Below are 23966 nucleotides of genomic sequence, written 5' to 3' on the forward strand. Positions count from 1 at the left end.
AGGAGTCAGTCCGTAAGGGGTGACTCCTTTTTTTATATTAAATTTGATGTATTAAATCTATTATCTAATATCATGAAGAAAATCTATTTATTTCTATTTAGTCTGTTTATCTGTAATATCCTTGCGGCGCAAGATCAAGACTATAAAATAGTCAGGGATATCTCTTATACCCAATCGAAAGATCCATATGCGGTGGAACGTTGTAAATTGGATCTTTATTATCCCGAGAACGCAAAAGACTTCCCTACGGTAGTCTGGTTTCACGGAGGCGGCTTGTCGGGAGGTAGCAAATTCATCCCGGAGGAATTGAAGAACTGCGGATTAGCCGTTATCGCCGTAAATTACCGCTTGCTACCCAAAGCCACGTTGAGCGATTGTATCGATGATGCCGCCGCCGCTGTCGCTTGGACATTCAACGAGATTGAGAAGTATGGTGGGGATAGGCGTAAAATCTTTGTCTCAGGTCATTCCGCCGGAGGTTATTTAACGAATATGGTCGGACTGGATAAGAAGTGGTTGACTAAGTATCGGATAGATGCTGATGCCATCGCCGCATTAATCCCTTTCAGCGGTCATGCGATCAGCCATTTCGCTTATCGGCAGGCGAAGGGAATGAAAGATACCCAACCGAGTATCGACGAGTTCGCCCCTTTGTTTTACGTACGTCCTGACGCTCCTCCATTGATTATCGTCTCGGGCGACCGGGAGATGGAGATGCTGGGCCGCTATGAGGAGAACGCCTATTTTTGGCGTATGATGAAAGTGGCCGGACATAAGAATACTTATATCTATGAGTTGGACGGATATGATCATGGATCGATGGCCGCTCCCGCCTTTCACATCTTAAAGAATCACGTGAGGATGATCTTGAAGGGTTCAGAAACCCGGTAATTTGATTAACTATTAATTTAATACGTATGGTTCTCTTTTCTTTATTAATGGTCTTGATTTGCTTGAACGCATGTTCTGGAGCGAAGATCTCGGACAATGTAACGGTGTATGTCACGACAAACGATCGTGCGAAAGATTTCGTGAGAAGTGAGATCGCCTTGGGGGACAAACAAGCCGCCTCGCCTTGCGTGATAACGATAGACCCTTCGGTGCGCTATCAGACGATGGATGGCTTTGGTGCCGCCGTGACAGGCTCTACCTGCTATAACTTGATGCGGATGGCTCCCGAGGATCGGACAGCTTTCCTGAAAGAGACTTTCTCTGATACGGAGGGGATGGGGTATAGCTATATCCGTATCTCGATTGGCTGCTCGGACTTTTCTTTAAGTGAGTATACTTGTTGTGACACGAAGGGTGTCGAGAATTTCGCCTTGCAGAGCGAGGAGAAGGAGTATGTGATACCGATCTTGAAGGAGATCTTGGCGATCAGCCCTTCTATAAAAATCTTGGGATCGCCTTGGACTTGTCCAAGATGGATGAAGGTGGATAACTTAAAGGATTTGCGCCCGTTCGAGTCGTGGACTAGCGGACAGTTGAATCCCGCTTATTATCAAGATTACGCTACCTATTTCGTGAAATGGATACAGGCGATGGAGGCCGAGGGGATTCCTATCGAGGCGATAACTCCCCAAAACGAACCTTTGAACCGAGGAAATTCCGCTTCCTTATTTATGGGATGGGAGGAGCAACTCTCTTTCGTGCGTGACGCTCTAGGCCCTAAACTGAAAGAGACTGGCCTCAAGACGAAGATCTACGCTTTCGACCATAATTACAATTACGATAATATGTTGGAGCAGCAAGGCTATCCGATGAAAATCTACGAGGATGAGAATGCCGCTTCTTTCCTGACAGGTGCCGCTTACCATAATTACGGGGGCGACCGGGAGGAGTTGAATAACGTAAACGGCAAGTTCCCCGATAAAGAATTAATATTTACGGAAACTTCTATCGGCATGTGGAATGATGGACGTAACTTAGAGAAACGCTTGATGGAAGATATGGAGGAGACGGCCTTGGGTACGGTGAATAACTGGTGTAAGGCAGTTATCGTATGGAACTTGATGCTGGATAACGAGCGGGGACCGAACCGAGAGGGTGGTTGCCAGACTTGTTATGGTGCCGTGGATATCGATCGCTCGGATTATAAGACGATTACCCGGAATTCTCATTATTATATTATCGGTCATTTATCCTCTGTGGTGAAGCCGGGGGCAGTACGGATCGGCTCTAAAGGGTATACGGCTGATGGGATTATGTATTCCGCCTTCGAGAATTTAGATGGAACAGAAGCACTTGTTTTACTAAATAATACGGACGAGGCTAAAAATATAACGGTAAACAGCGGTGAACGTTCATTTACCTATGAGGTTCCCGCTAAAGCAGTCGCTTCTTTCCGTTGGAATCTTTACTAATAAGGAGGGTGTGTTAAAAGTTGGTATTATGGCACGCAGATTTAGCAGATTTACGCAGATAATATATTGATTTTCATATCATAAATCTGCGGTCATCTGCTCAATCAGCATTATCTGCGTGCCATGTTCACACTTTTGACACACCCCCGAATGTCCAATAACTTTATCTATAGTGGCAACAAGCCGGTAGCTTATCATATACGGCTTTATCCGCCTTATCCATATCCGTGTCATGGCCTACTTTAGCGATCGCCTTGCTGATCGCTTTCGGGGAGGTCTTTTGGGGATCGTACTGGAGATGGATCATCTGGGTATCTTTGTCCCAATGAGCGGATAACACACCATTTACCCCTTTTGCCGCTTTCTCGATACGTTCCTTGCACATATCGCAAGAGCCTTTGACACCGAACATGGCATGCTCGGAGGCTACCCCCGTGGCGCTTTGCGCATGCATCATATGCCCCTCATGCCCAGTCATAGGCTTGGCGGGCTCGTCGCCGTTATTCATCATGGAAGTTTTTCCCTCCAGCTGTGCGCTGGCGTCTATGGCGAAGACTCCGTTGGTTACGATTTCCTCACCTTCTCGCAAGCCATTCAAGATAACATAAGAGTTACCAAGGGAAGGGCCTAGCTCCACCTCACGCATCAAGAAAGCGGGGGTATTCGTATCCGGTTGCTTTACGTACACGATAGCACGTTTACCCGTCCAGAGCACAGCGGTTTGCGGTACGACGATCTCGTTCTTATAGTTGCGGAGCGGGGCGCTTACGTTTGCCGTGGCGTACATCTCGGGCTTGAGCTCCAAAGAGGCGTTCGGTACCTCTACACGGACCTTGGCGGTACGGGTCGTCGTGTTCAAGATCGGGTCGATGAAAGAGATCTTACCCGAGAACTTCTTGCCGGGTAGCGCTTGCAAGGTAAATTCCACCGGATCACCTTTGCTAAGGAAAGGGAGATCCACCTCGAAAGCGTCGAACAAGGCCCATACCTTCGTGAGGTTCGCCACGTCGAAAAGGATAGCTCCTTGGGATACATAATCACCTTGGCTTACCCGCTTGGACAGGACGATACCGCTCGTGTTCGACTTGATCTCTACAACCGGGGAGATAGAGCCGGACTTCTCGATAGCGGCGATCTGGGCATCTGTCATCTTCCATAAATATAGTTTTTCACGGGCGGCCTGTATCAATTGAGATTGTCCCATGCGGATCGCTTCCAACAATTCTTGCTGGGCGGTGAAAAGCTCTGGGGAGTAGAGGGTAGCGAGGGTCTGTCCGGCACGCACCGTCTCACCCGTGAAATCAACGTTCAAGCTCTCGATGCGTCCGCTTACATGGGCTGTTTGAGATTGCAGGCTACGCTCGTCCGGTACGATCTTGCCGTATAAACGGACTTGCTTGACCGGATTCTGGCGGGATACCTTGGAGGTTTGTACGTCCGCTAAGGCTGCTGCTTCTTCCGAAAGCTGAATGGCGTTGGGATCGATGGCCTTGTCGGAGAAGGAGCTCTTACGTACAGGGATCAAATCCATGGCGCAGATAGGGCATTTACCCGGCTTGTCTTGGCGAATTTGGGGATGCATGGAACAAGTCCACTCGCCGGCCTCGTTCTGTTGGAGGTCGTGGCCATGCGTAGGGTCGTGAACTACCGTGCCGGTCTCGCTCGCTTGTGACGTATGGCTGTCGGTATCGGAGTTATGGAACAGGAGCCAGCCCAACAAGAGGCCGCCCGCTAGGAACAGGATATATATCAGGTACTTGGATTTTACGGTTTCATTTATATTTTTCATTTTCTTATTCGTTTACAGAGGTGGATATTAATTTCTCGATTCCGGCGATTTGGGTATTATATTCCGCTATCGCTTCGCTTTTCTTCAAGTGATAGTCCAACATTTGTCGCTCCACTTGGATCACGTCGGTCAAGGTCGTACTTCCTGTCGAGAATTCCCGGACGATCAGTTGGTAGGTGGCTAACGATAGATCGTATTGTTTCTGGTACAAATCGATTTTCCGTGCGGCATCTTCCAATTGCTGGGTAATACGGATATACTCGGCTTGCAGTTGGTTCATCGTGTTCTCGTACTTCAACTCGCTGGATTTCCAATAATGCTTGCTTTCCCGTTGCTGTGCGTTATATTTCTTACGGAAGATAGGAAGGCTGATCTTTAGCATGGGCATGAACATATCCTTTCCGTTCATACCGGACATAGAGCCCATAGACATATCTTCCGGTTTCTTCCCGATCAAGGAATACTGGAGGCCGATACCTAGCATGGGGTAACTCATTTTCTTGTCCATCTCCGCCTTGGCCCGGTAAGCGTTTCCTTCCGCCTCCAGCATGGTAAGCATGGGGTTGTTGGAGATGACGCTGTCGAGAGCCATCGACTCACTCCATGAGAGAGGAAGCCGTTCCAACGAGTCGGGGACGGAAATCGGGGTAGCTAGCGACTGATTGAGCAACGTATTAAAAGCAGCCTCGGCCGTTTTCCGTTGCGATAACAAGGAGGCTAGCGTATTCTCCAGTTCTACCTTCTCCATCTGGATTCGCAGTACGTCCGACATTCCGCCCATAGAGTTGCCACTTCCCATAGAGCCTCCACCCATAGGGCTATTGCCGGACATTCCGGACATCGTACTACCGGATGTTCCCGTGCTTTGTACCGTAGGGCTTCCCATGCTACTGCCTCCCATACCCGACATACCTCCACCGGATACGGCGGGAGGAGTCGATGGAGCAGAAGATACGGGGGAGGGTAGGACGGAGGAACCGCCCGCCTTCGCCGACGGAGCGGAGAAGCGGTTCAATGCCAACTGTTCCAACTGGTCTAGCAGACGAAGGTTCGCCTGCGTATTTTTATATTGCTCGCTGATATTGCAAAGCTGGTACCATTGACTCTTCACCTCGTAATACAGGTTGTTGCGACTGTTACGGAATTGTTCGTAAGCCATCCGGGCCATCTCGGTCGCCTCGTTGCGGGCCGCCTTCCGGGTACCGAACCAAGGGAACATTTGCATCAAGGTGAAATCCGCTATTTGCTTTCCGGACAAGATCTCCATCGGTTTCAGGAAGAAACCGATCTCCAGTTCCGGGTCCGGATAGGCTCCGGCTTGCGGGACTTTCTCCAAAGATGCCTTATACAGGGAGAAGTCGGCGTTGATCTGCGGATTGTTACGTGCCGCCAGTTCCAGATAATAGCCTAATCTATCGGCCGGCTGGGAGTAAGCGAAAAGGACGTTTAGCATCCCCAGTACACCTGCCATGATGATTGATCTGATTCTTTTATATCTCATAAGTCGTTACCTCCTCTTGAATTTTATTCTTTTGTTCTTTCTTTATAGCGTTCTCCCGCCACCAGCATTGCAGGACGGGAACGACAAACATGGTCATACTCTGGATCAGCATACCCCCGAACGTAGGGATAGCCATCGGTACCATGATATCCGCCCCCTTACCGGTAGAGGTAAGTACGGGGAGTAAAGCGATCAAGGTAGTGGCTGTAGTCATGGCCGCTGGGCGTACCCGTTTCAGTCCGGCGGCTACTACCGCTTCCCGGATATCGTGCTTGGTGCGGGGGGCTCGCTCGAGGAATACATGATGGATGTAGGTTCCCATCAATACCCCATCATCCGTAGCCACACCGAACAAGGCGATAAAACCGACCCAGACCGCCACGCTCAGATTGATCGTGTGCATCTGGAAAAGATCCCGCATATTCTCTCCGGCGATGGAGAAGTTCATGAACCAATCCTGTCCGTAAAGCCATAGCAAGATAAAACCTCCGGCGAAGGCCACGAACACCCCGGAGAAATGGATCAGTGAGGCAGTGACCGTCTTGAATTGAAAGTATAGAACCAGCAGGACGATCAACAAGGCGAGGGGAACGACGATCATCAGCCGGCTGGTGGCACGCTCCTGCTGCTCGTAATTGCCGGCGAACTTATAGGATACGCCGGGATCAAGGTTCAACTCGCCCTCCTTTATCTGTTGCTCAAGGATGCGGGAAGCCTCTTTCACGACATCCACTTCCGCCTTCCCCGCCAGTTTGTCGAAGATGACGTAGCCTACCAAGAAAGTGTTCTCGCTTTGGATCATCTGCGCTCCACGGGTATAGTTGATATCGGCTAGCTCTTTAAGCGGGACTTGCGCCCCAGTGGCGGTCGGTACGAGGATCATACCTAGCGCCTCCGGATTATCTCGAAGCTCACGAGCGTAGCGTAGGCGCACCGGGAAACGTTCCCTGCCTTCCACGGTGCGGGTCAGTACCATGCCACCGACAGCGGCACTTAATATCTCTTGCAAGTCCTCCACGTTTACGCCGTAACGGGCCATATTCTCACGGTTCAGTTCGATCTCCAGATAAGGGGCGCCTACCGCACGGTCGTAAAATACGGAAGAGGGGATAACGGAGGGTACCTCTTTCAATGCCTTCTCGATCGCCTTTCCGGCTTTCTCGATCGTCTCCAGATCCGGGCCATACACCTTGATACCCATCGGGGCACGCATACCGGTGGATAACATGACGAGACGGGCCTCGATAGGCTGCAGCTTCGGGGCGGAAGTCAATCCCGGAAGATGGGTGACGTTCACGATCTGTTGCCAGATATCGTTCGTGTTCTTGATCTCCGGTCGCCATTGGCGGAAGTAATCGCCTTTAGCGTCTGGGATCAGGCTGTCTGAGGGAATCTGCCGGAAACCGTCTTTGGGGTTATATACGCCTCCATCTTTTAGGAGATACTCCCCTTGCCGGTTTACCTTGAAACGTTCCCTTTTCCCGTCCTCATTCAGGATATATTCCGGACGGTAGTTGATCGTATTCTCGAACATCTGTACCGGCGCTGGATCGAGGGCGGAGTTTACACGGCCCCATTTACCGATGGCGGTCTCCACCTCGGGGATAGAGGCCAGCCGTTTGTCGAGCGCCTCTATATAATCAAGGTTTTGCTCGATACCGGAATGCGGCATGCTAGTCGGCATCAGTAGGAAAGAACCTTCGTTCAGGCTAGGCATAAACTCCTGTCCGATGCCTCTCCATATCCAGAAACCGAATACGATGGTAGCTCCCGGAATCAACATGAATTTCCAGCGGTTATCCAAGCACCAGCGCAATATCCTCTCATAATAAATAACGAGCAGCCACAGGATGCTTAGGATGATGGCTACGCAACCCGCCACGAACAATATATTGGCGAGCATCCCTTTTTGCGGCCCCATCGGCAACCATTCCTCGGATAGGTAATAGATCGTGACAAAGAGGGTGATACCGATATTGATATAAGTGCTCATTTGAGGCTTCTTCCAATAACCGGACAATAGATTATTCACCCCGACTGCCGTTAGCCCGATAGCCGGAATACTTCCATAAATAATAAGTAAGGCGATTCCGGCCACGATCAACAGGTAATTCAGTATTTTCCGTATCTGCCTTGAATGGATCTTTATCGAGAACAACCAATACGATAGGGAAGGAAGCAAGATCAATCCCAGCACGAAGGCGGAAGCCAAAGCATATGTCTTGGTATAGGCCAAAGGCGAGAACATCTTCCCTTCCTGCGCCTCCATGGTGAAGACGGGGAGGAAGCTGACGATCGTCGTGATCATCGCTGTGCTGATTGCCCCGGACACCTCGCTTACCGCCTTATAAATAAGGTTGACAAACGCCTTTCCCCCCTGTATATGCCTGTTCTCGGGCATCTCCCGGTAACGGATGATACTTTCCACGAAGACGACCCCTACATCCACCATCACGCCAATGGCGATCGCTATACCCGATAAAGCCACGATATTCGCCGCTATCCCCGTATAACGCATGATGATGAACGTGGCGAGCACCGCTATCGGTAACATGCTGGCGATAACGATAGAGGCCCTTAGGTTGAGCACCAGCACGATGATAACGATCACGCAGATCAATATTTCGTGGGAGAGGGCGGTCTCCAACGTCCCGATCGTCTCCTTGATAAGCCCCGTACGGTCGTAGAACGGCACGACGGTTACCTTGGAGATCGTCCCGTCCGCCAGTACCTTCTGGGGCAATCCCGGTTCCATCTCCTTGATCTTCGCCTTTACGTTATTGATAACCTCCAAGGGGTTGGAGCCATAGCGGGCTACTACCACTCCGCCCACGGCCTCCACACCCTCCTTGTCCAGCCCTCCCCGTCGGGTTCCGGGGCCGATATTCACGAACGCCACGTCCGATATGCGAACCGGCACGCCTTCCCGAACGGTGACGACGGCATTCTCTATATCTTTTACATTCTTGATATACCCCAAACCCCGGATCAGGTACTCCACCTTGTTGATCTCCATCGTCTCGGCGCCGATATCGAGGTTGCTCTTCTTGATGGCGCTCATGATATCCATCACGGAGACGTTGAAGGCGTACATGGCATCTGGGTTCAACTCGATCTGGTACTCCTTCACGAAGCCGCCCGCCGAGGCAACCTCGGATACCCCCTCGGCGGAGGATAAGGTGTACTTGACGTAGAAATCCTGTATCGTACGCAACTCCTCGGCGTTCCAGCCTCCGGTAGGTTTACCGGTCTTGGGATCCCGTCCTTCCAGCGTATACCAATAGATCTGCCCGAGGGCGGTAGCGTCCGGTCCCAAGGTAGGCTGCACGCCTTCCGGCAAAGTTCCCGGAGGCAGGGAGTTCAGCTTCTCCAATATACGGGAACGGCTCCAGTAGAACTCTATATCGTCATCGAAGATGATGTATATGAAGGACATCCCGAACATGGAGGAACTACGGATCGTCTTCACTCCCGGGATACCTAAAAGAGAGGTGGTCAGCGGATAAGTGATCTGGTCCTGTATATCCTTCGGCGAGCGGCCCATCCATTCTGTGGCCACGATCTGCTGGTTATCGCCGATATCGGGGATGGCGTCTACCGGAATCGGATTCCGGGGAATGATCCCCCCATGCCAATTGAAGGGGGACGTGGAGATACCCCATACGATAATCAGCACTAGTAAAAGTAAGGTTACCACCCTGTTCTCAAGGAAGTAACGAATGATTCTGTTTAACATTTGAATGAGCTTTTATGATTTGAAAACATATGAGAACGCTTATTTGTTCGTCTTTGAAGGCAAGCGATCACATGAGTACTCGTGATGCTTTACGCCAGTACTCGCAATGGATTACTCCAGTATTTGCAATGGATTACTCCAGTACTTGCGGTGGATTACTCCAGTACTCGCAATAGATTACGCCGGTACTCGTGCGTAAACAGACGTAAATCGCCTTTTAAAAAGGAAGCCTATACGCTAAATCAAAAAAGTACAATGATGGACGAATAACGGGATAGCGCTATTCTCCTTGGGTGGATTAATAAAGGGATTGGAACGTGTTGTCTCGTCTCGCCCGGCGATCTTATAGGAGTCGAGTAGATCGAACAACAAAACTACAGCGACAGGAGCGGACAATTGCACGAGCGTATTCGCCACATCCTGATCGACGGATAACTTAACATATTCCGTCTTGGTAGAGCAGCACTTATGGGACGTGCCCGCCTCACCGCAACTGGGGCAAGTGTCAAGATACTGCAAACTCACCTCCGCCAACTTACCCATACAATAATGGTAATTCAGCGCAAACCCGGAGGAAACCCCGAGGTAAAGAACAGCGAGTATGAACAATAAAAATCTTCTCATCCCAAGTAATATATTCCGCAAATATATGAATATTTTTTGAACTGGCAATAGGGTGGAAAAAGTGCTCGTAGGGTTGTTAAAATCAGAACCTTTTCTTTATAGCCTTGTTCAAGGTAGGTAATTAATCTAAACAAAACACATTTATGAGACTATTTGTACAAGGAGCAGTATTACTGCTAGGTATGGGATTCTTATCGGCTCCCGCTAAGGCTCAAAAGGTGGTCATCGAGGATGATGCGCCAAATTCGATAGTCCTTGTCAGCCAAGACAAGGCAGGTGATGAAATCGTGAGGATAATGAATGAGACGCAGAGCCCTCGTTTCCACGACCCGAAAGCCCCCCGCTTCGTATTGACCGATCGTAAGGGACGTTTCGCCTTGGGTATCGGCGGTTACGTGAAGGCTACGGCGGAGTATGATTTCGGCGGGATCTCGGATGATGTCGATTTCTATCCGTCCATGATCCCGAATGGTGGGCAGAACTACGTCCGTAACCAGTTCCAGATGGACGCTACTACCAGTACGATATTCTTGAAATTAGTGGGTCGTACCAAACACCTCGGGGATTTCGTCGTGTATACGGCGGGTAACTTCCGGGGAGGCAGCAAGGTCTTCGAGCTCCAGAACGCCTATGTGTCTTTCCTTGGTTTCACGATGGGTTACGATTATAGTACCTTCATGGATCTGGCCGCCCTTCCGCCCTCGATCGATTATGCGGGGCCTGCCGGACAGGTTTTCAGCCGTGCCACCCTGTTACGCTATGAGCGTGCTTTCGGTAAGGGATGGAAAGCGGGTGTAGGTATCGAGATGCCAGTGGTGGATGGCATCACGAACCAAAGCGTGAATATCAGTAACCAACGTATGCCGAACTTCCCTGCCTATATCCAATACGCTTGGAATAAGAGCAGCCATATCCGTGTAGCTGGTATCGTACGTAATATGACGTATGAGAACTTGGTGGCGCAACGGGCCGAGTCTAAGGCCGGATGGGGCGTGTTTGCCGCCTCTACGTTCAATGTGACGAGCAAGCTGAACTTCTACGGTCAGGCTACTTACGGCCGGGGGATCAGCCAGTTCTTGAATGATATCAGTAATCTGGACGTGGATCTGGTTCCGGACCCCGAGGCCAAAGGCAAGATGCAAGTGCTTCCGATGATGGGTTGGTACGCTGGCTTGCAGTATAATATCACGCCGAAGGTATTCGTCTCCAGCACCTATAGCCAGACTCGTTTATACAGCGAGAATGATTACCCGGTTACCCCGTCGGATCAATACCGCTACGGTCAATACTTGGTAGCCAACATTTTCTGGAACGTGAACGCTAATCTGCAAGTCGGCGCCGAGTATTTGAGAGGCTGGCGTACCGATTTCAACGATATGACCCGCCACGCCAACCGACTTAATGTTTCCGCTCAATATAACTTCTGATAATGTAGCGTTTTGTTGATGTGCCACACCGGGGGATTCTTGGTGTGGCATTTCTTTTCGAGGCGATTGGCAGGTCTGCGATTAATAGATGTTCGCCATGCTAATCAGTGGCTCATACAGCTTCTCGATATCCTGCGAATCGATCTCGATCTCTACTTGATCACCGGGGATAAGAGTCTGTCCGGCGGGAGCCAAGTCCTTGCGATCCCGGTGAATAGTCTTGATGATACAACGTTGGGGGAGGGTGAGGTGATCTACCTCCTTCCCGTCGAAATAGGCACCTGTCATGATCTCTACGAACAGGCTGGAACGCCCTTCGGTACGGAAGGCTGGAGTCGAGATCATCTCGTCGTAGAGAACCACGTTAAAAGGTTTTATCTGTAGCATTTCCGTGAAGTAATACGTAAGCCCGCCGACAATGATAGAGGGGTAGAATACATCCAGATGCCCGGTTATCTCCGTAATCAAGACGATACCCGTCAGTGGTGTCCGGACTACCGCCACCAAGAAACCTACCATGCTGATTAACATGATATAGCTGATGCTCTCCGTTTCAATGAAACCATACTTCACCAATAATAAGGCGATGATCTGCCCGAACAATCCCCCGGTAACTAGTGTAGGGATGAAATTCCCTCCCGGCAGTCCGGAGGAGAAAGAGAGAGACGTGAATATCAAGTGGATGAGCATCATCGCCGCTATCCATAAAACGGGGTGATATCCATGCATCGCTTGCATGATAAGGAATTGCTCGCCTCCTCCTGTCAAGTCGATCTCCGTCAATGAGATCGTATACGCTATGATAAGCAGGTACAACATCTTCATATAAGGAGGATGCTTCAGTCTGGTAAAGAAATCCTTGCACCAAAGGGTAAACATCGAGTAAATTTTCCCGAAGACGGAAATAACCACGGCCAGAAATAAGAACAACTTCAGTTGATCTATAAAAGTAGCCTGCGGGGCAATAGCGCTAATCTGCGAGTAGGGGTTGAAGGGAAAAATCAAGCTCGCTACGCCTCCCGCCACGACCCCTGCCAGCAAGGTGGTAATGGCGGTCTTGGGAGCGTCGAACCGTTCGATGGACTCGATCACCAAAAGTGAGGAAGCGAGGGGAGCGGCGAAAGCGGCGGCCAATCCGGCACCTGCGCCGGCGGCCAAAAGTTGCTTGCGCTCTCCAGCCAATACGTGTCCCCATTTGGAAATGATATTCCCCACGTAAGATCCGATCTGTACGCACGGCCCCTCACGACCAAGGGACAGGCCGGCGCTGATTGCTAATATCCCTCCCGTGAACTTGGCGATTAATTGTGTCAACGGGTTCTTATAAGTGATCCTGCCATTGATAACCGCCCGTGTCTGGGGAATGCCCCCACCGGTAATCAGCGGCATCTTCTTGACCATCCAATTCACACAAAGCAATATACCCCATAGCGTGAAGAAGAACAAGACATGGAAATACCAAGGGTAATGACCGTCGAAAAAAAGTTTCCGGCTATTGAATAACTGCTGGAGCAGATAGTGATAAGGTACCGCTACCAACCCGGTCAGCAATCCCACGAAAATGCTTACAAAATAAAGCCTGGCGTCAATAAGTTTCAATTTCCAGATCCGCCAGCGCCTCAATTTTGTTATATCTAAGAGATCATTATCCATCGGACTCACCTTGTTTTCGTTTCCTGTTACAACAACCAAGGTAAATAAGAGGTTTAAAATCTCATTCCATTGAACCTTTTTTTAAAAGCCTTGTTATTAAGATATAGTGTTTTTCATGGTATTAGAATTAAGTTAGATTAGGTTATCCGTCTTGTTCGTGAGAATAGGGCGGTTTTCCTGTTTATAGGGGTTTGTACTTTGAGGCGGTTAGGATTTCTTGGGCGTCGTTGTTTTGCATCAACGCCTCCGGGGTAGATCCCGTCTCCTTTATGTACTGGTTGATGATCTGCCAGCCTATCCAAGTCCCGATATTCCCGGGAGCGTCGTTCCCGGGGAAAATGGTCGGGGTATCCTCGAAATATTGGGAAGTCGTCAGTTGATCCGGGGTATAAAGATGCTTGCGCTCGATGATTGCTTTCCAGATTGTTCCTTCGTTGTCCTTGCACCAGTTGTAGGCCTGTTCGGTGTATCCCATTAGCTCGGCGGCATCGGGAACGCCTAAGGCTTGCGAGAGCAGGTATTTGATTTTTCCCTCGTAAATCATCCGGTCCAGCAATACGTTCTCTTTTCCTGCGAAAGGATATTCGGACATGAGCCAACCCGCCAGATAATCCGGGACTACAAGTCCACGTTGCATTTTCAATTTCTGGGAGTCATAGAAGAAATCCTGATACAAGGGATAGTCCTTTCCCATATACTTATCGATGGAAAGGGAAAGCAGGCTATCGCCTACCAATACGTTCTGGTTGAAACCAGATACATGCATATAGATAGCAGGGATCTGCATCGAGGGGAAATTCTCCTTTAGATAGGCGAATCCGTACCCCAAGGATTTCTCGATATCCTCCACGGAATCATATTGGGTGATAGCGTCACGATACAAGCCTTTCAAGGTAGGCTCCGAGTAATAATTCCGCATTTTCTCGAAGAAGCCGGGAGTCTCGATGGTTTGCAGGTTTAATATGCCTTTCCCGATGATATCCAGCATTTCCGGGTATTGTTTGATTAGTTCGGGTTGCAAGGTGGTATCTCCCGTATCGATCAGCCGGAATAAATCCTTGTCAAAACGATTGATATGCAGGGGTTCGACGGTAGCGTAGTTGATCGTATTTGTGTTTTGCCCGTTGCAGCTCAATAGCGTAGCGGACAAAATGCAGGCCATGATGAGTTTTGTAACCATATCTCTTCGTATAATAATGTAATATGATAAGAAACGGATCGCATGGGGTAATATTGTGTGACTGGCATCTTATTACTACCTTTGCCTCCCTTTTATTTAAGATTCATCATGCGATATACGAACAAACAAATTCTAAAGATCACGTATCCGGTATTAATCAGCTTGCTCATGGAGCATATGATCGGATTGACGGACACCGCTTATCTGGGACGTGTCGGCGAGGTTGAGCTAGGTGCCTCCGCCTTGGCAGGAGTCTATTATCTCGTGATTTATATGCTGGGCTTTGGTTTCAGTGTAGGAGCTCAGGTGCTGATGGCACGTCGTAATGGTGAGGGGGAGTATAAGCGGATCGGCGAGGTTTTCACGCAAGGCGGGCTATTCCTTTTTCTGCTGGCGGCGGTGTTGTTTACGGCCTCTAATCTGCTTACGCCCTATCTGCTCCACCGGATGATCGGCTCAGAAGAGGTGTATCGGGCGACGATGAGCTATCTGGACTGGCGGGTGTACGGGTTCTTCTTCTCTTTTATAGCGGTGATGTTCCGTGCGTTTTACGTGAGTACGACGAATACGAAGATCTTGACGGCCAATTCGGTGGTGATGGTGCTTACCAACGTGGTCTTGAACTATATCTTGATATTCGGTAAGTTCGGGTTCCCCGCTTTGGGGATAGCGGGTGCCGCTATCGCTTCCTCGATCTCGGAAGCTGTTTCCGTATTGTTCTTCGTGATTTATACTTGGAAGAAGATAGATTATAAAAAATATGGTCTGTTCCGTTTTACGAGAGTGGATTTTAGGATGCTGGGACAAATACTGAGTGTCTCTATCTGGGTGATGATCCAGCATGGGATCGCTTTTGGGGGATGGTTTATCTTCTTCATCGCTATGGAGCATCTGGGCGAGCGGCCGTTGGCGATTACGAATGTGGTACGTAGCATCTCCTCGTTCCTGTTTATGTTCGTGAATGCTTTCGCCTCCACGAACAGCTCGCTGGTAAGTAACTTGATCGGCGCCGGGGAGTCGGACCGGGTGCTTCCGCTTTGCCGGAGGATGATCGGGCTATGCTATGCGTTCGTGCTACCGATCGGTATCTTGATCGCTATGTTCCCGTCTACCGTATTGCGTATTTATACGGATAACCCGGATCTGATCGCTAGCTCGATCCCCTCGCTGTGGGTGATGCTGTCCTCTTATCTTTTCGCCGTTCCCGGTTTTATTTATTTCTTTAGCGTATCGGGGACAGGCAATACCCGCCGTGCGCTGGAAATCGATATGGCTAGCATATTCGTGTACGTATTATATATATTGTATGTCGCCGTATGGTTGCGTGCGGACGTGGCGGTTTGCTGGACTACGGAGTATGTATATAATATCATGATCCTTTCTTCTTTCTTCTATCTATGGAAAGGAAATTGGCGTAACAAGAAAATCTGAAGACTTATCTTTTGATTAGTACGGTAATTCGTAAGGATAAATCAAAAAAGACCATCTTGGCATTCACGTTCTGTGTGATATGGCGTTCCGCTTTCGCCAATTCTTCCATCAAATCGATCACGTTTCGCTCGTTGACGAAAGGGGAGAACTTAACGGAGAAGCTAGCCTCGTCCAGATTCATATAATTAAGTTCCGGCGATTGGAACCGGTACATGAAGTTCTCCCGGATCAAATGCTGACAATAGGAGAGGAAGTTTTTTTGTCGTTCCCGTCCGATCCCTGCCATGACGTCCGCCATCGCTTTCATGCCTTTTACGTTTCGTGCCCATGAGTTTCGCATCATGGCCTTGAATTGCTCCAGAAAGAATTTATTTTCCTCGCCCAAGCTAATCGCCTCCATCGCCTTGATAAAACTTCCGGAGGAGAGGTGAGCGACGTGTTTAGCGTCGTCGGGCGAAAGCCCGAAACGGGATACCATGGCATTCATGATCGCATCGGTCTCAATGGGACGGATGTGGATGCGTTGCGCACGGGATTGGATGGTCCCGAGGATAAGGTCCGGTGTCTCGGATACCATAAGGATAACCGTTTTCATAGGAGGCTCCTCTATGATTTTCAAAAGCTTGTTGGCGCAAGTAGGATGTAGTTTCTCCGGCAACCAAACCATCAGGATACGATATTCCGCCTCATAAATCTTTAGGCTCAGTTTATGGATAATCTCATCGCTTTCCTTGGAATAGATGATCGCTTGTGAGTTTCCGGCCTCGATATAATCCAGCCATTCATCCATATTGAAATAGGGATGTTCTTTGAGGAACCCACGCCATTCACTGAGATAATCATCGCAGACCTCTTTCTTTTTCTCTTTCTTGGCTACGATCGGGAATACGAAATGCAAATCGGGATGTGCCAATTCGTCATATTTAAGGCATGACGGGCAACGTCCGCAAGCGTCCGTCTCCGTCCGGTTCGTACAATTCAGATAACGGGCGTAAGCCAAAGCCAGCGGAAACGCCCCGGCCCCCCCTTGCTCCGTGAATAACTGCGCATGGGGTACGATCCCTGTCCGAGTCGATTGCCTCAACCGTTCCTTTACTTCCTCTTGCCCGATGATATCTTTAAAATACATGAGATATTTCCTTTTCTATAGAATAAGGAACGAAGTTACGGAAAAGTATTCAGATATCAAAAGGTGCGGGGTTTTGTAAATATCAATTGACATATATAGAGTAAAACTAAAAACGGATACAATAACAAGTCAAGTCCAATAAAGAATATGTATTTCATTACCTTAGAATTTTAAAAATAACCATACTTAGTACATGATTGTTCAATCGTGTACTTCTATTAGACAACTCAGCGTGGAAAAACCCCTATTGTATCTCAATAAATTTCTTTTGCTATTTTGTAAACGCTATCCGAGGCCATCATTGTGTAGAAATGTAAGCTCGGTACGCCATGAGCGATCAGATCCTTGCACTGCTGTATACACCATTCCACACCCACCTCTTTCGCTTCCGCATCATCTTTACATTTACGTAATTCTGTCGCGAAAGGCTCTGGGATATCCGCACGGAATATCTTCGGAAGAACCGTTAATTGGTTCTTGAAAACGATCGGTTTGATACCGGGGATGATGGGAACCGTGATACCTTCCGCACGGCAACGATCCACGAACGCATAGTACTTGTCATTATCGAAAAACATCTGGGTTACCAGATATTCAGCGCCATTTTTTACTTTCTCCTTTAAGTAATAGATATCGGATTCCATATTGGGTGCTTCCTCGTGTTTCTCCGGATAGCAAGCCATGCCGTACGAGAAGGGAGTCTCTATACCGTCTATCTTGGAACCGTCTAACGCAATACCTTCGTTGAAATGATTTACCTGCTGTTGTAAATCAGTTGCGTGGTCGTGATATAACTCCGGTTTTTGCTGGGAGGCCTCTAAGGTCTTTATATCTCCCCTTAATATTAAGAGGTTGTTTACGCCAAGGAAGTTCAAATCGATCAAAGCGTATTCCGTCTCGTCTTTCGTAAAGCCTTTACATATAATATGGGGTACGGCAGGAATACCGTATTTATTCTGGATAGCCGAAGCGATCGCTACGGAGCCCGGACGTTTACGGATGTTTACTTTCTGGAAACTTCCGTCTGGTAAGGTTTTATAGACGAACTCGCTATGATGGGAGGTGATATTTATGTATTTAGGGTCGAATTCCTTCAACTTGTCAATCACATTATATACCTTCTGGATACTGTTACCTTTCAGCGGCGGTAATATCTCGAAAGAAAAAGCGGTACTCTTACTATTCCTTATCAGATCAATGACTTTCATATTTTAATTATTTTTGACGCGAATGTAGCAAATATACTTCGAAATAGCTTACATTTACGATCATTAATCTAACAAAGCGGCTAACTGAGCGCTTTCGTGTAAACTAAGGTTTTTTAAAGCATGGACTTAACTTACTTAAAAACGCTATTGGGCTTTGTCTCGAATCGTACCCATGATACAACAACTAGTATTCTGGCTTACTGGGAAGTGTTGGAATATTTTCAAGAGCTGTCATTCCCTCAGGCTTCTAAATCTGGTTTACCGGAGGATGAGGTACGGGTAAGATATGTGAGATCGGAGGATGAGTTGAAGTATTTCATATATGCTCCATACAGGGATGCGGATAGCTTCCGTCTGTATGTGGGAGGTGTTCCTAAATATGATCTTTTGTCCGAGCTATATCGTTTGATTCCGGCGGATAAGGATAATGAGCGTTTTCGTAAGCTGTTGGAGAAGAATAAATCTGTAAGCGTGCTCTATACGATTGATTTATCCCCGTCCGGAGAGTACATAGAAGGCTCGTTCCAACTTTCGCCTTATATCTGGGCGATCAGCTGCTTAATTCATGACCGGGAGGTTGATGAGGAGTGGTTGGAGGAACTACTGGAGGATGGAAACGACTTCTTTATGACAATTGAGGATGAGGAAGGGATAGAGTTCTTCTCTCTTTTGCGGCAGAAGACGGTAGAGTTGCTAGATCGACTGCGGATCCGGAGTCTATTTACCGTAAATGATGGATTTAGAAGGAATGATTTGGAGCGGGTTTGTGCCCGTGCGCTAAAATCGGATGATACGGACTTAAGCATAAGCTTCTATGCGAAAGATTTAAGCAGGGTTCGTAAAAGTCTGCTGGATAAAAGGCCCAATCGTTTACTGGTGAACTATATAAATGCTCCTTTGATGAGTGGAGGGAATCGTCAAAGTATATGCTCAATAGAGAATTATAGGAAATGGTTAGGTCCGGAAAGATATCCGCTGGGCCGTTGGCCTTCTGAGTTCAGCCCGGCGTTGATGCAACAGATGGCTATTAATATAGCGTTGGCCGAAGAAAATGCGGGAGGCTGTGGCATTTTCTCCGTGAATGGCCCTCCGGGAACGGGTAAGACAACATTGCTGAAAGATATTATCGCCGAGTACGTGGTACGGCGTGCCCGGTTATTAGCGGATTTGAATCAGCCGGATGATGCCTTTACAGAGACTCCGCTTTTAGTGAAGTCTTTGGAGGCAGGTAAAAGTCAGAAGACATTTGGTTTGCAGACGGGACGGGGATTGGCCGATTATGGAATTCTTGTGACATCCTGTAATAATACGGCTGTAGAGAATATCACCTTCGAGTTACCCGAGACGAGTAAACTACCTACCGCTGAAGCCATGTCAAAAGCCGGGCACTCTCTAGTCTTTAGTGAGGGTAAAGATTTATTTTTCGGAGATTTGGCTTCCAATATGCTCAATGGAAATACCGATCCGGGAAAACATACGAAACAGGCCTGGGGATTGATATCCGCCCGTTTAGGAAAAGGGGATAATATCCGTTCTTTCAGCGAAATGGTATTAAGGCCGTTTGTTTCCAAGATGAGTCCTAAAAGAGACAATGAGAAGGTTATGCGGGAGTTTAAGAACCGTTTCCCTTCTTTCGATATCGCTCAACAAGAGTTCTTGAAGCAATATCGAATAGTGGAGCGATTGCGGCGGTCGGTCTCTTGTAACGAAGAGGTATTTAGGATGGCGGACGAGAAGATGCAGTCCTCGAATCCTTTGAAGAACGCTGAATTCGACAAAGCAAGGGAAGATCTATTTTATCAAGCTTTGGTCCTGCATGGCTCTTTTGTGATCAATTCCTACAAATGGCGTTGCAACCTTTATTCGCTGTTGGCCTTTTGGGATAATAAATATATGCCGGAGGAGAAAGAATTGATATTCTCACATGTGTTGAATAGCTTGTTTTTCTTGGTGCCTGTGGTATCTACCACATTCGCTTCCGTACAGAAGATGCTGGAGTACATGGGTAGGGAGCAATTGGGATTGTTGATCGTGGACGAGGCCGGGCAAGCCGCTCCCCAATGTGCGGTAGGCGCTTTGTGGCGGGCAAAGAAAGCGATCATCGTGGGAGACCCGAAACAAGTGGAACCGGTAGTCACCACCGATGAGACGTTGATGACTCTCTATCAAAAGAAATGTGGTATCGTATCCTTGTCTTCTTACCTCTCGAAATCCCATTCCGTGCAAGGTTTCGCCGATTTGATAAACCGTTATGGGTCTTGGATTGGAGAGACGTGGGTAGGCTGTCCGTTGGTCGTGCACCGTCGTTGTATCAATCCTATGTTTAGCATCTCCAACCGGGTGTCGTACGACGATACGATGATTCTGGGAATGAAAGATGCGGTGAAAGACGAGGAGAAAAGTCAATTGTTGCTAGATCATTCCTTATGGATCGATGTGCCCGGTAAGAAAGGTACTAGCGCTAAAGGGAATAATGATCATTACGTGGCGGAGCAAGGCGAGGTATGCTTGCGCTTGATATTGGCGTGGATGGGAAAACACCGGGAGAAAGAGGATACCCGGAAATTATATGTGATCTCCCCCTTCACCACGGTTGTGAAAGGCATTAAGGCTGCGGTTAAAGCCGTCTTGAATACGGAGGAGTATAGTGGGCTTAAAGGTAAATTTAAGGGGTGGGAGACTGCCAACTGCGGAACGGTCCATAAATTCCAAGGAAAAGAAGCCGAGGAGGTTATCTTCCTGTTGGGATGCCAACCTTCTTCAACTGGTGCGATAGGTTGGGTAAATAGCAATATCCTGAACGTGGCGGTTACCCGGGCGAAGAAGCGGGTGTATTTTATCGGGGATTATGAGGTGTGGTCTCGGCAGAACCGGAATTTCAGCCCGGAGATTATCTGTTTTTCCGAGGAGGATACAGGGCTTCAACGAATACATTTCTCGGAACTTCCGGATTTTGGGGAGATCGAGGCCATGGAAGAGACTCCAGACTTAGAATTCCCGGGAGCAGAGGATAGCCAAGTAGAATATTTATTGGAAGAAGATGAGATCGATCCGGAAACAACGGAACCGGAGGATAGAAAGCAAGATATACGCCCCATTCCAAGATACTCATTCTTGACTGGTCCGGAATACCATCACCGTTACCGGGTGATTTACTCGCATCCCTATCAACTGATATTTGAGGTCTTGATGACCGATCCGACGGAGACTTTACCGGATTTACCGGTTTCTTTTTACCGTAAGTTGTCCGATTCGCCTTCCTTATGGATGTGTTTGATCTATCCGGTCGCCCTTGATTTCCCAGCGCAAGAGTTGGAGAATGAGTTCGACCAAGTGATAGATTGGTATAATTCGTTATAGGCCGAAATGTAGCCTTCCGCTTGCTTTTTTTAGTTTATAGGCCGAACTATATATAAATTAGCGTATATTTGCGGTACACAAAATCTCCCATAGCGACGGCTATGGGCGTTTTTGCTTTTGAGCGATATTATTAACAGTGTAATTTGTTAATTTTAAACTAATTACAGCAAATTGTATAGATATGGAAAATTTAAATTGGTCTGAGCTGGGATTTGGTTATATCAAGACAGACTACAATGTAAGATGCTACTATCGTGACGGCAAATGGGGTGAGTTGGAAGTTTCTTCATCCGAGATTATCAATATTCACATGGCCGCTACTTGCTTGCATTACGGACAAGAGTCTTTCGAGGGCTTGAAGGCCTTCCGCGGGAAAGACGGTAAGATCCGTGTATTCCGTATGGATGAGAACGCTAAACGTATGCAATCTTCCAGCCGGGGTATCAAGATGGCTGAGTTGCCTGTAGAGATGTTCGAGGAAGCTGTACGTAAGGTCGTGAAATTGAACGAGCGTTTCGTTCCTCCTTATGAGAGCGGTGCCGCTTTATATATTCGTCCGCTGATGATCGGCTTGGGCGCTCAGGTGGGTGTGAAGCCGGCTCCCGAATATATGTTTATGATATTTGTCACTCCGGTAGGTCCGTATTTCAAGGGTGGATTCCAGCCCTCGAAGGTATGCGTACTTCGTGAGTACGACCGTGCGGCTCCTAACGGGACAGGTACGATCAAGGTCGGTGGTAATTATGCCGCTAGCTTGGTAGCCGGCGAGATCGCTCATTCCAAGGGATACGCCGCCGTATTGTATCTGGATCCGAAAGAGAAGAAATATCTGGATGAGTGCGGTCCGGCTAACTTCTTCGGAATCCGTGGCAATAGCTATATCACTCCGCAATCCCACTCGATCTTGCCTTCGATCACGAACAAGAGCTTGCAGCAATTGGCCGAGGATATGGGCTTGACGGTAGAGCGTCGTCCGGTTCCTTTCGAGGAGATCGCTACATTCGACGAGGCTGCCGAGTGTGGTACCGCCGCGGTTATCGCCCCGATCTCACAAATCGACGATTTGGATGAGAACAAATCTTTTGTTATCGCCAAAGATGGCAAACCGGGTCCTGTTTGCGAGAAACTATATCATAAGCTACGTGCCATCCAGTATGGCGACGAGCCGGATACTTACGGATGGATCTCGATCATTGAATAATATCTTTTGTTTCGTAAGGACTGGAGTGCGCTCCGTCTTTACGAGACAGAATACGTTGATAGGCAATTGTTAGTTTGAACTTTACTTTTTGCAATAAAATTGCAATCTCCGCATTGCAAATGAGAAAAGATGTTTATCTTTGCATCGGTAATTCCAAATTTTCAATTACCAATTATGTAGGTGGAAGCATTCTTTAAAACACATAAATATCTGGTAGAGCATCTGTATTCTCCGGTACGAAGGGGATTAATGGATGAGATCAATTGGGAGGATCGGTTGATCGGTATTAAAGGTTCGCGAGGAGTCGGAAAGACCACTTTCTTGTTAGACTATGCCCGTGAATATTTTGGTGCCGATAATAAGGAATGTTTATACATTAATTTAAATCATTTCTATTTTACGGAACGCACACTCGTTGATTTCGCCGCCGAGTTTCGGGCTAAAGGCGGAAAGGTGTTGTTGATAGACCAAGTGTTTAAGTATTCCGATTGGTCGAGAGAGTTGCGGTATTGCTATGATAATTTCGAGGACTTGAAGATCGTTTTCTCCGGCTCGTCGGTGATGCGTCTGAAAGAGGAGAATCCGGACTTGTCCGGCAAGGTGGTATCGTATAACCTCAGGGGGTTCTCGTTCCGTGAGTTCTTGAACTTGATGTCGGGGAACCAGTTTCCCGCGTACACGTTCGATGAGATATTAGAGAATCATCAGGAAATCGCCAAACGTATTTGCTCGGTCGTAAGGCCGATGGCTTATTTCCAAGATTATCTCCATCATGGTTTTTATCCGTTCTTCTTGGAAAAGCGCAACTTCTCCGAGAACCTGCTGAAGACCATGAACATGATGCTAGAGGTGGACGTGTTATACATAAAACAAATCGAACAAAGCTACCTGCCAAAGCTACGCAAACTACTCTACTTATTGGCTACGAGCGCTCCTTGTACCCCAAACGTGAGTCAGTTGAGCAAGGATATCGAGACATCCCGGGCCACCGTGATGAACTATATCAAGTATTTGACAGATGCCCGTTTGATGAATATGCTGTATCCGGTGGGCGAATCCTTTCCGAAGAAACCCTCCAAGGTATATATGTATAACTCGAACCTGATGTACCCCATCCGTCCGATGGAGGTAAATGCCGGGGCGGTGCGTGAGTCGTTCTTTTATAACCAACTATTGAAAGACAATAAGCTGAATGAAGGAATCAAGAACGCCCACTTTCTGGTGAATACGATGTATAATTTCCGGATCGAGGAAAACATGAAAGTGAAGAACAATCCGGATATGTACTATGCTGTCGATAAGACCGAGATCGGGGAGGGGAACATGATCCCGCTTTGGTTGTTCGGTTTTCTATATTAAGTAAG

Annotated in this window: 15 protein-coding genes; 7 read left to right on the top strand and 8 right to left on the bottom strand. The window is 48.1% G+C overall.

Going from position 1 to position 23966, the window contains the following annotated elements; genetic code table 11:
* The first annotated feature begins 72 nt into the window (after positions 1-72).
* Positions 73-891, top strand: a complete 819-nt coding sequence (locus QVP94_RS06565) for an alpha/beta hydrolase (protein WP_005858317.1) — start codon at positions 73-75, stop codon at positions 889-891.
* Between the two features lie 26 nt (positions 892-917).
* Positions 918-2363 carry an endo-1,6-beta-glucanase gene (locus QVP94_RS06570; protein ID WP_005858316.1) on the top strand — a complete coding sequence of 482 codons (1446 nt, stop codon included), beginning with the start codon at positions 918-920 and terminating at the stop codon, positions 2361-2363.
* A gap of 163 nt (positions 2364-2526) precedes the next feature.
* Here QVP94_RS06570 and QVP94_RS06575 read toward each other — a convergent pair whose 3' ends face one another.
* From QVP94_RS06575 to QVP94_RS06590, 4 genes are all read right to left on the bottom strand, one after another.
* Positions 2527-4152 (bottom strand): efflux RND transporter periplasmic adaptor subunit, encoded by a 1626-nt coding sequence (locus QVP94_RS06575; RefSeq protein ID WP_022192223.1) that lies wholly within the window; start codon positions 4150-4152, stop codon positions 2527-2529.
* A gap of 4 nt (positions 4153-4156) precedes the next feature.
* A complete protein-coding gene (locus QVP94_RS06580; RefSeq protein WP_022192224.1) occupies positions 4157-5623 on the bottom strand; it encodes a TolC family protein in 1467 nt (488 codons plus the stop codon).
* A 19-nt stretch (positions 5624-5642) separates the two neighbouring features.
* Positions 5643-9389: an efflux RND transporter permease subunit gene (locus QVP94_RS06585; protein ID WP_022192225.1), complete on the bottom strand. Its 3747-nt coding sequence runs from the start codon at positions 9387-9389 to the stop codon at positions 5643-5645.
* Between the two features lie 237 nt (positions 9390-9626).
* Positions 9627-10013 (bottom strand): HYC_CC_PP family protein, encoded by a 387-nt coding sequence (locus tag QVP94_RS06590; protein ID WP_005866116.1) that lies wholly within the window; start codon positions 10011-10013, stop codon positions 9627-9629.
* Between the two features lie 143 nt (positions 10014-10156).
* On the opposite strand from QVP94_RS06590, the gene QVP94_RS06595 reads away from it, so the two are divergent.
* On the top strand, positions 10157-11440 hold the full coding sequence (locus QVP94_RS06595; protein WP_005858308.1) for a DcaP family trimeric outer membrane transporter: 1284 nt from the start codon (positions 10157-10159) through the stop codon (positions 11438-11440).
* Positions 11441-11521: 81 nt separating this feature from the next.
* Here QVP94_RS06595 and QVP94_RS06600 read toward each other — a convergent pair whose 3' ends face one another.
* Together QVP94_RS06600 and QVP94_RS06605 are read right to left on the bottom strand one after the other, a co-directional pair.
* A complete protein-coding gene (locus tag QVP94_RS06600; protein WP_005866120.1) occupies positions 11522-13093 on the bottom strand; it encodes a ClC family H(+)/Cl(-) exchange transporter in 1572 nt (523 codons plus the stop codon).
* Positions 13094-13274: 181 nt separating this feature from the next.
* Positions 13275-14273, bottom strand: a complete 999-nt coding sequence (locus QVP94_RS06605) for a gliding motility protein GldB-related protein (RefSeq protein ID WP_008779463.1) — start codon at positions 14271-14273, stop codon at positions 13275-13277.
* Positions 14274-14381: 108 nt separating this feature from the next.
* Between QVP94_RS06605 and QVP94_RS06610 the strand changes: the two genes are divergently transcribed.
* Positions 14382-15704 carry an MATE family efflux transporter gene (locus QVP94_RS06610; protein WP_005858302.1) on the top strand — a complete coding sequence of 441 codons (1323 nt, stop codon included), beginning with the start codon at positions 14382-14384 and terminating at the stop codon, positions 15702-15704.
* A gap of 4 nt (positions 15705-15708) precedes the next feature.
* Here the strand turns inward: QVP94_RS06610 and QVP94_RS06615 are convergent, their stop codons facing one another.
* Positions 15709-16833, bottom strand: coding sequence for a DNA polymerase III subunit (locus QVP94_RS06615; protein WP_005858299.1), 1125 nt, complete (start codon positions 16831-16833; stop codon positions 15709-15711).
* Between the two features lie 254 nt (positions 16834-17087).
* Positions 17088-18041: a methylenetetrahydrofolate reductase [NAD(P)H] gene (metF, locus tag QVP94_RS06620; protein ID WP_005858295.1), complete on the bottom strand. Its 954-nt coding sequence runs from the start codon at positions 18039-18041 to the stop codon at positions 17088-17090.
* 120 nt (positions 18042-18161) lie between these two features.
* Here metF and QVP94_RS06625 point away from each other — a divergent pair, with 120 nt between their 5' ends.
* From QVP94_RS06625 to QVP94_RS06635, 3 genes are all read left to right on the top strand, one after another.
* Positions 18162-21401 carry an AAA domain-containing protein gene (locus QVP94_RS06625; RefSeq protein WP_005858293.1) on the top strand — a complete coding sequence of 1080 codons (3240 nt, stop codon included), beginning with the start codon at positions 18162-18164 and terminating at the stop codon, positions 21399-21401.
* Between the two features lie 181 nt (positions 21402-21582).
* A complete protein-coding gene (locus QVP94_RS06630; protein ID WP_005858291.1) occupies positions 21583-22602 on the top strand; it encodes a branched-chain amino acid aminotransferase in 1020 nt (339 codons plus the stop codon).
* A 180-nt stretch (positions 22603-22782) separates the two neighbouring features.
* Positions 22783-23961, top strand: coding sequence for an ATP-binding protein (locus QVP94_RS06635; protein ID WP_130882047.1), 1179 nt, complete (start codon positions 22783-22785; stop codon positions 23959-23961).
* The last annotated feature ends 5 nt before the right edge of the window (positions 23962-23966 follow it).

Source organism: Parabacteroides sp. CAG:2, from assembly GCF_000436315.1.
GTDB lineage: Bacteria > Bacteroidota > Bacteroidia > Bacteroidales > Tannerellaceae > Parabacteroides > Parabacteroides distasonis.

Bases quoted from the DNA above. Each gene is read 5' to 3' on its own strand.
- QVP94_RS06565 (WP_005858317.1), top strand. From the start codon at position 73: ATGAAGAAAATCTATTTATTTCTATTTAGTCTGTTTATCTGTAATATC.
- QVP94_RS06570 (WP_005858316.1), top strand. From the start codon at position 918: ATGGTTCTCTTTTCTTTATTAATGGTCTTGATTTGCTTGAACGCATGT.
- QVP94_RS06575 (WP_022192223.1), bottom strand. From the start codon at position 4,152: ATGAAAAATATAAATGAAACCGTAAAATCCAAGTACCTGATATATATC.
- QVP94_RS06580 (WP_022192224.1), bottom strand. From the start codon at position 5,623: ATGGCAGGTGTACTGGGGATGCTAAACGTCCTTTTCGCTTACTCCCAG.
- QVP94_RS06585 (WP_022192225.1), bottom strand. From the start codon at position 9,389: ATGTTAAACAGAATCATTCGTTACTTCCTTGAGAACAGGGTGGTAACC.
- QVP94_RS06590 (WP_005866116.1), bottom strand. From the start codon at position 10,013: ATGAGAAGATTTTTATTGTTCATACTCGCTGTTCTTTACCTCGGGGTT.
- QVP94_RS06595 (WP_005858308.1), top strand. From the start codon at position 10,157: ATGAGACTATTTGTACAAGGAGCAGTATTACTGCTAGGTATGGGATTC.
- QVP94_RS06600 (WP_005866120.1), bottom strand. From the start codon at position 13,093: ATGGATAATGATCTCTTAGATATAACAAAATTGAGGCGCTGGCGGATC.
- QVP94_RS06605 (WP_008779463.1), bottom strand. From the start codon at position 14,273: ATGGTTACAAAACTCATCATGGCCTGCATTTTGTCCGCTACGCTATTG.
- QVP94_RS06610 (WP_005858302.1), top strand. From the start codon at position 14,382: ATGCGATATACGAACAAACAAATTCTAAAGATCACGTATCCGGTATTA.
- QVP94_RS06615 (WP_005858299.1), bottom strand. From the start codon at position 16,833: ATGTATTTTAAAGATATCATCGGGCAAGAGGAAGTAAAGGAACGGTTG.
- metF (WP_005858295.1), bottom strand. From the start codon at position 18,041: ATGAAAGTCATTGATCTGATAAGGAATAGTAAGAGTACCGCTTTTTCT.
- QVP94_RS06625 (WP_005858293.1), top strand. From the start codon at position 18,162: ATGGACTTAACTTACTTAAAAACGCTATTGGGCTTTGTCTCGAATCGT.
- QVP94_RS06630 (WP_005858291.1), top strand. From the start codon at position 21,583: ATGGAAAATTTAAATTGGTCTGAGCTGGGATTTGGTTATATCAAGACA.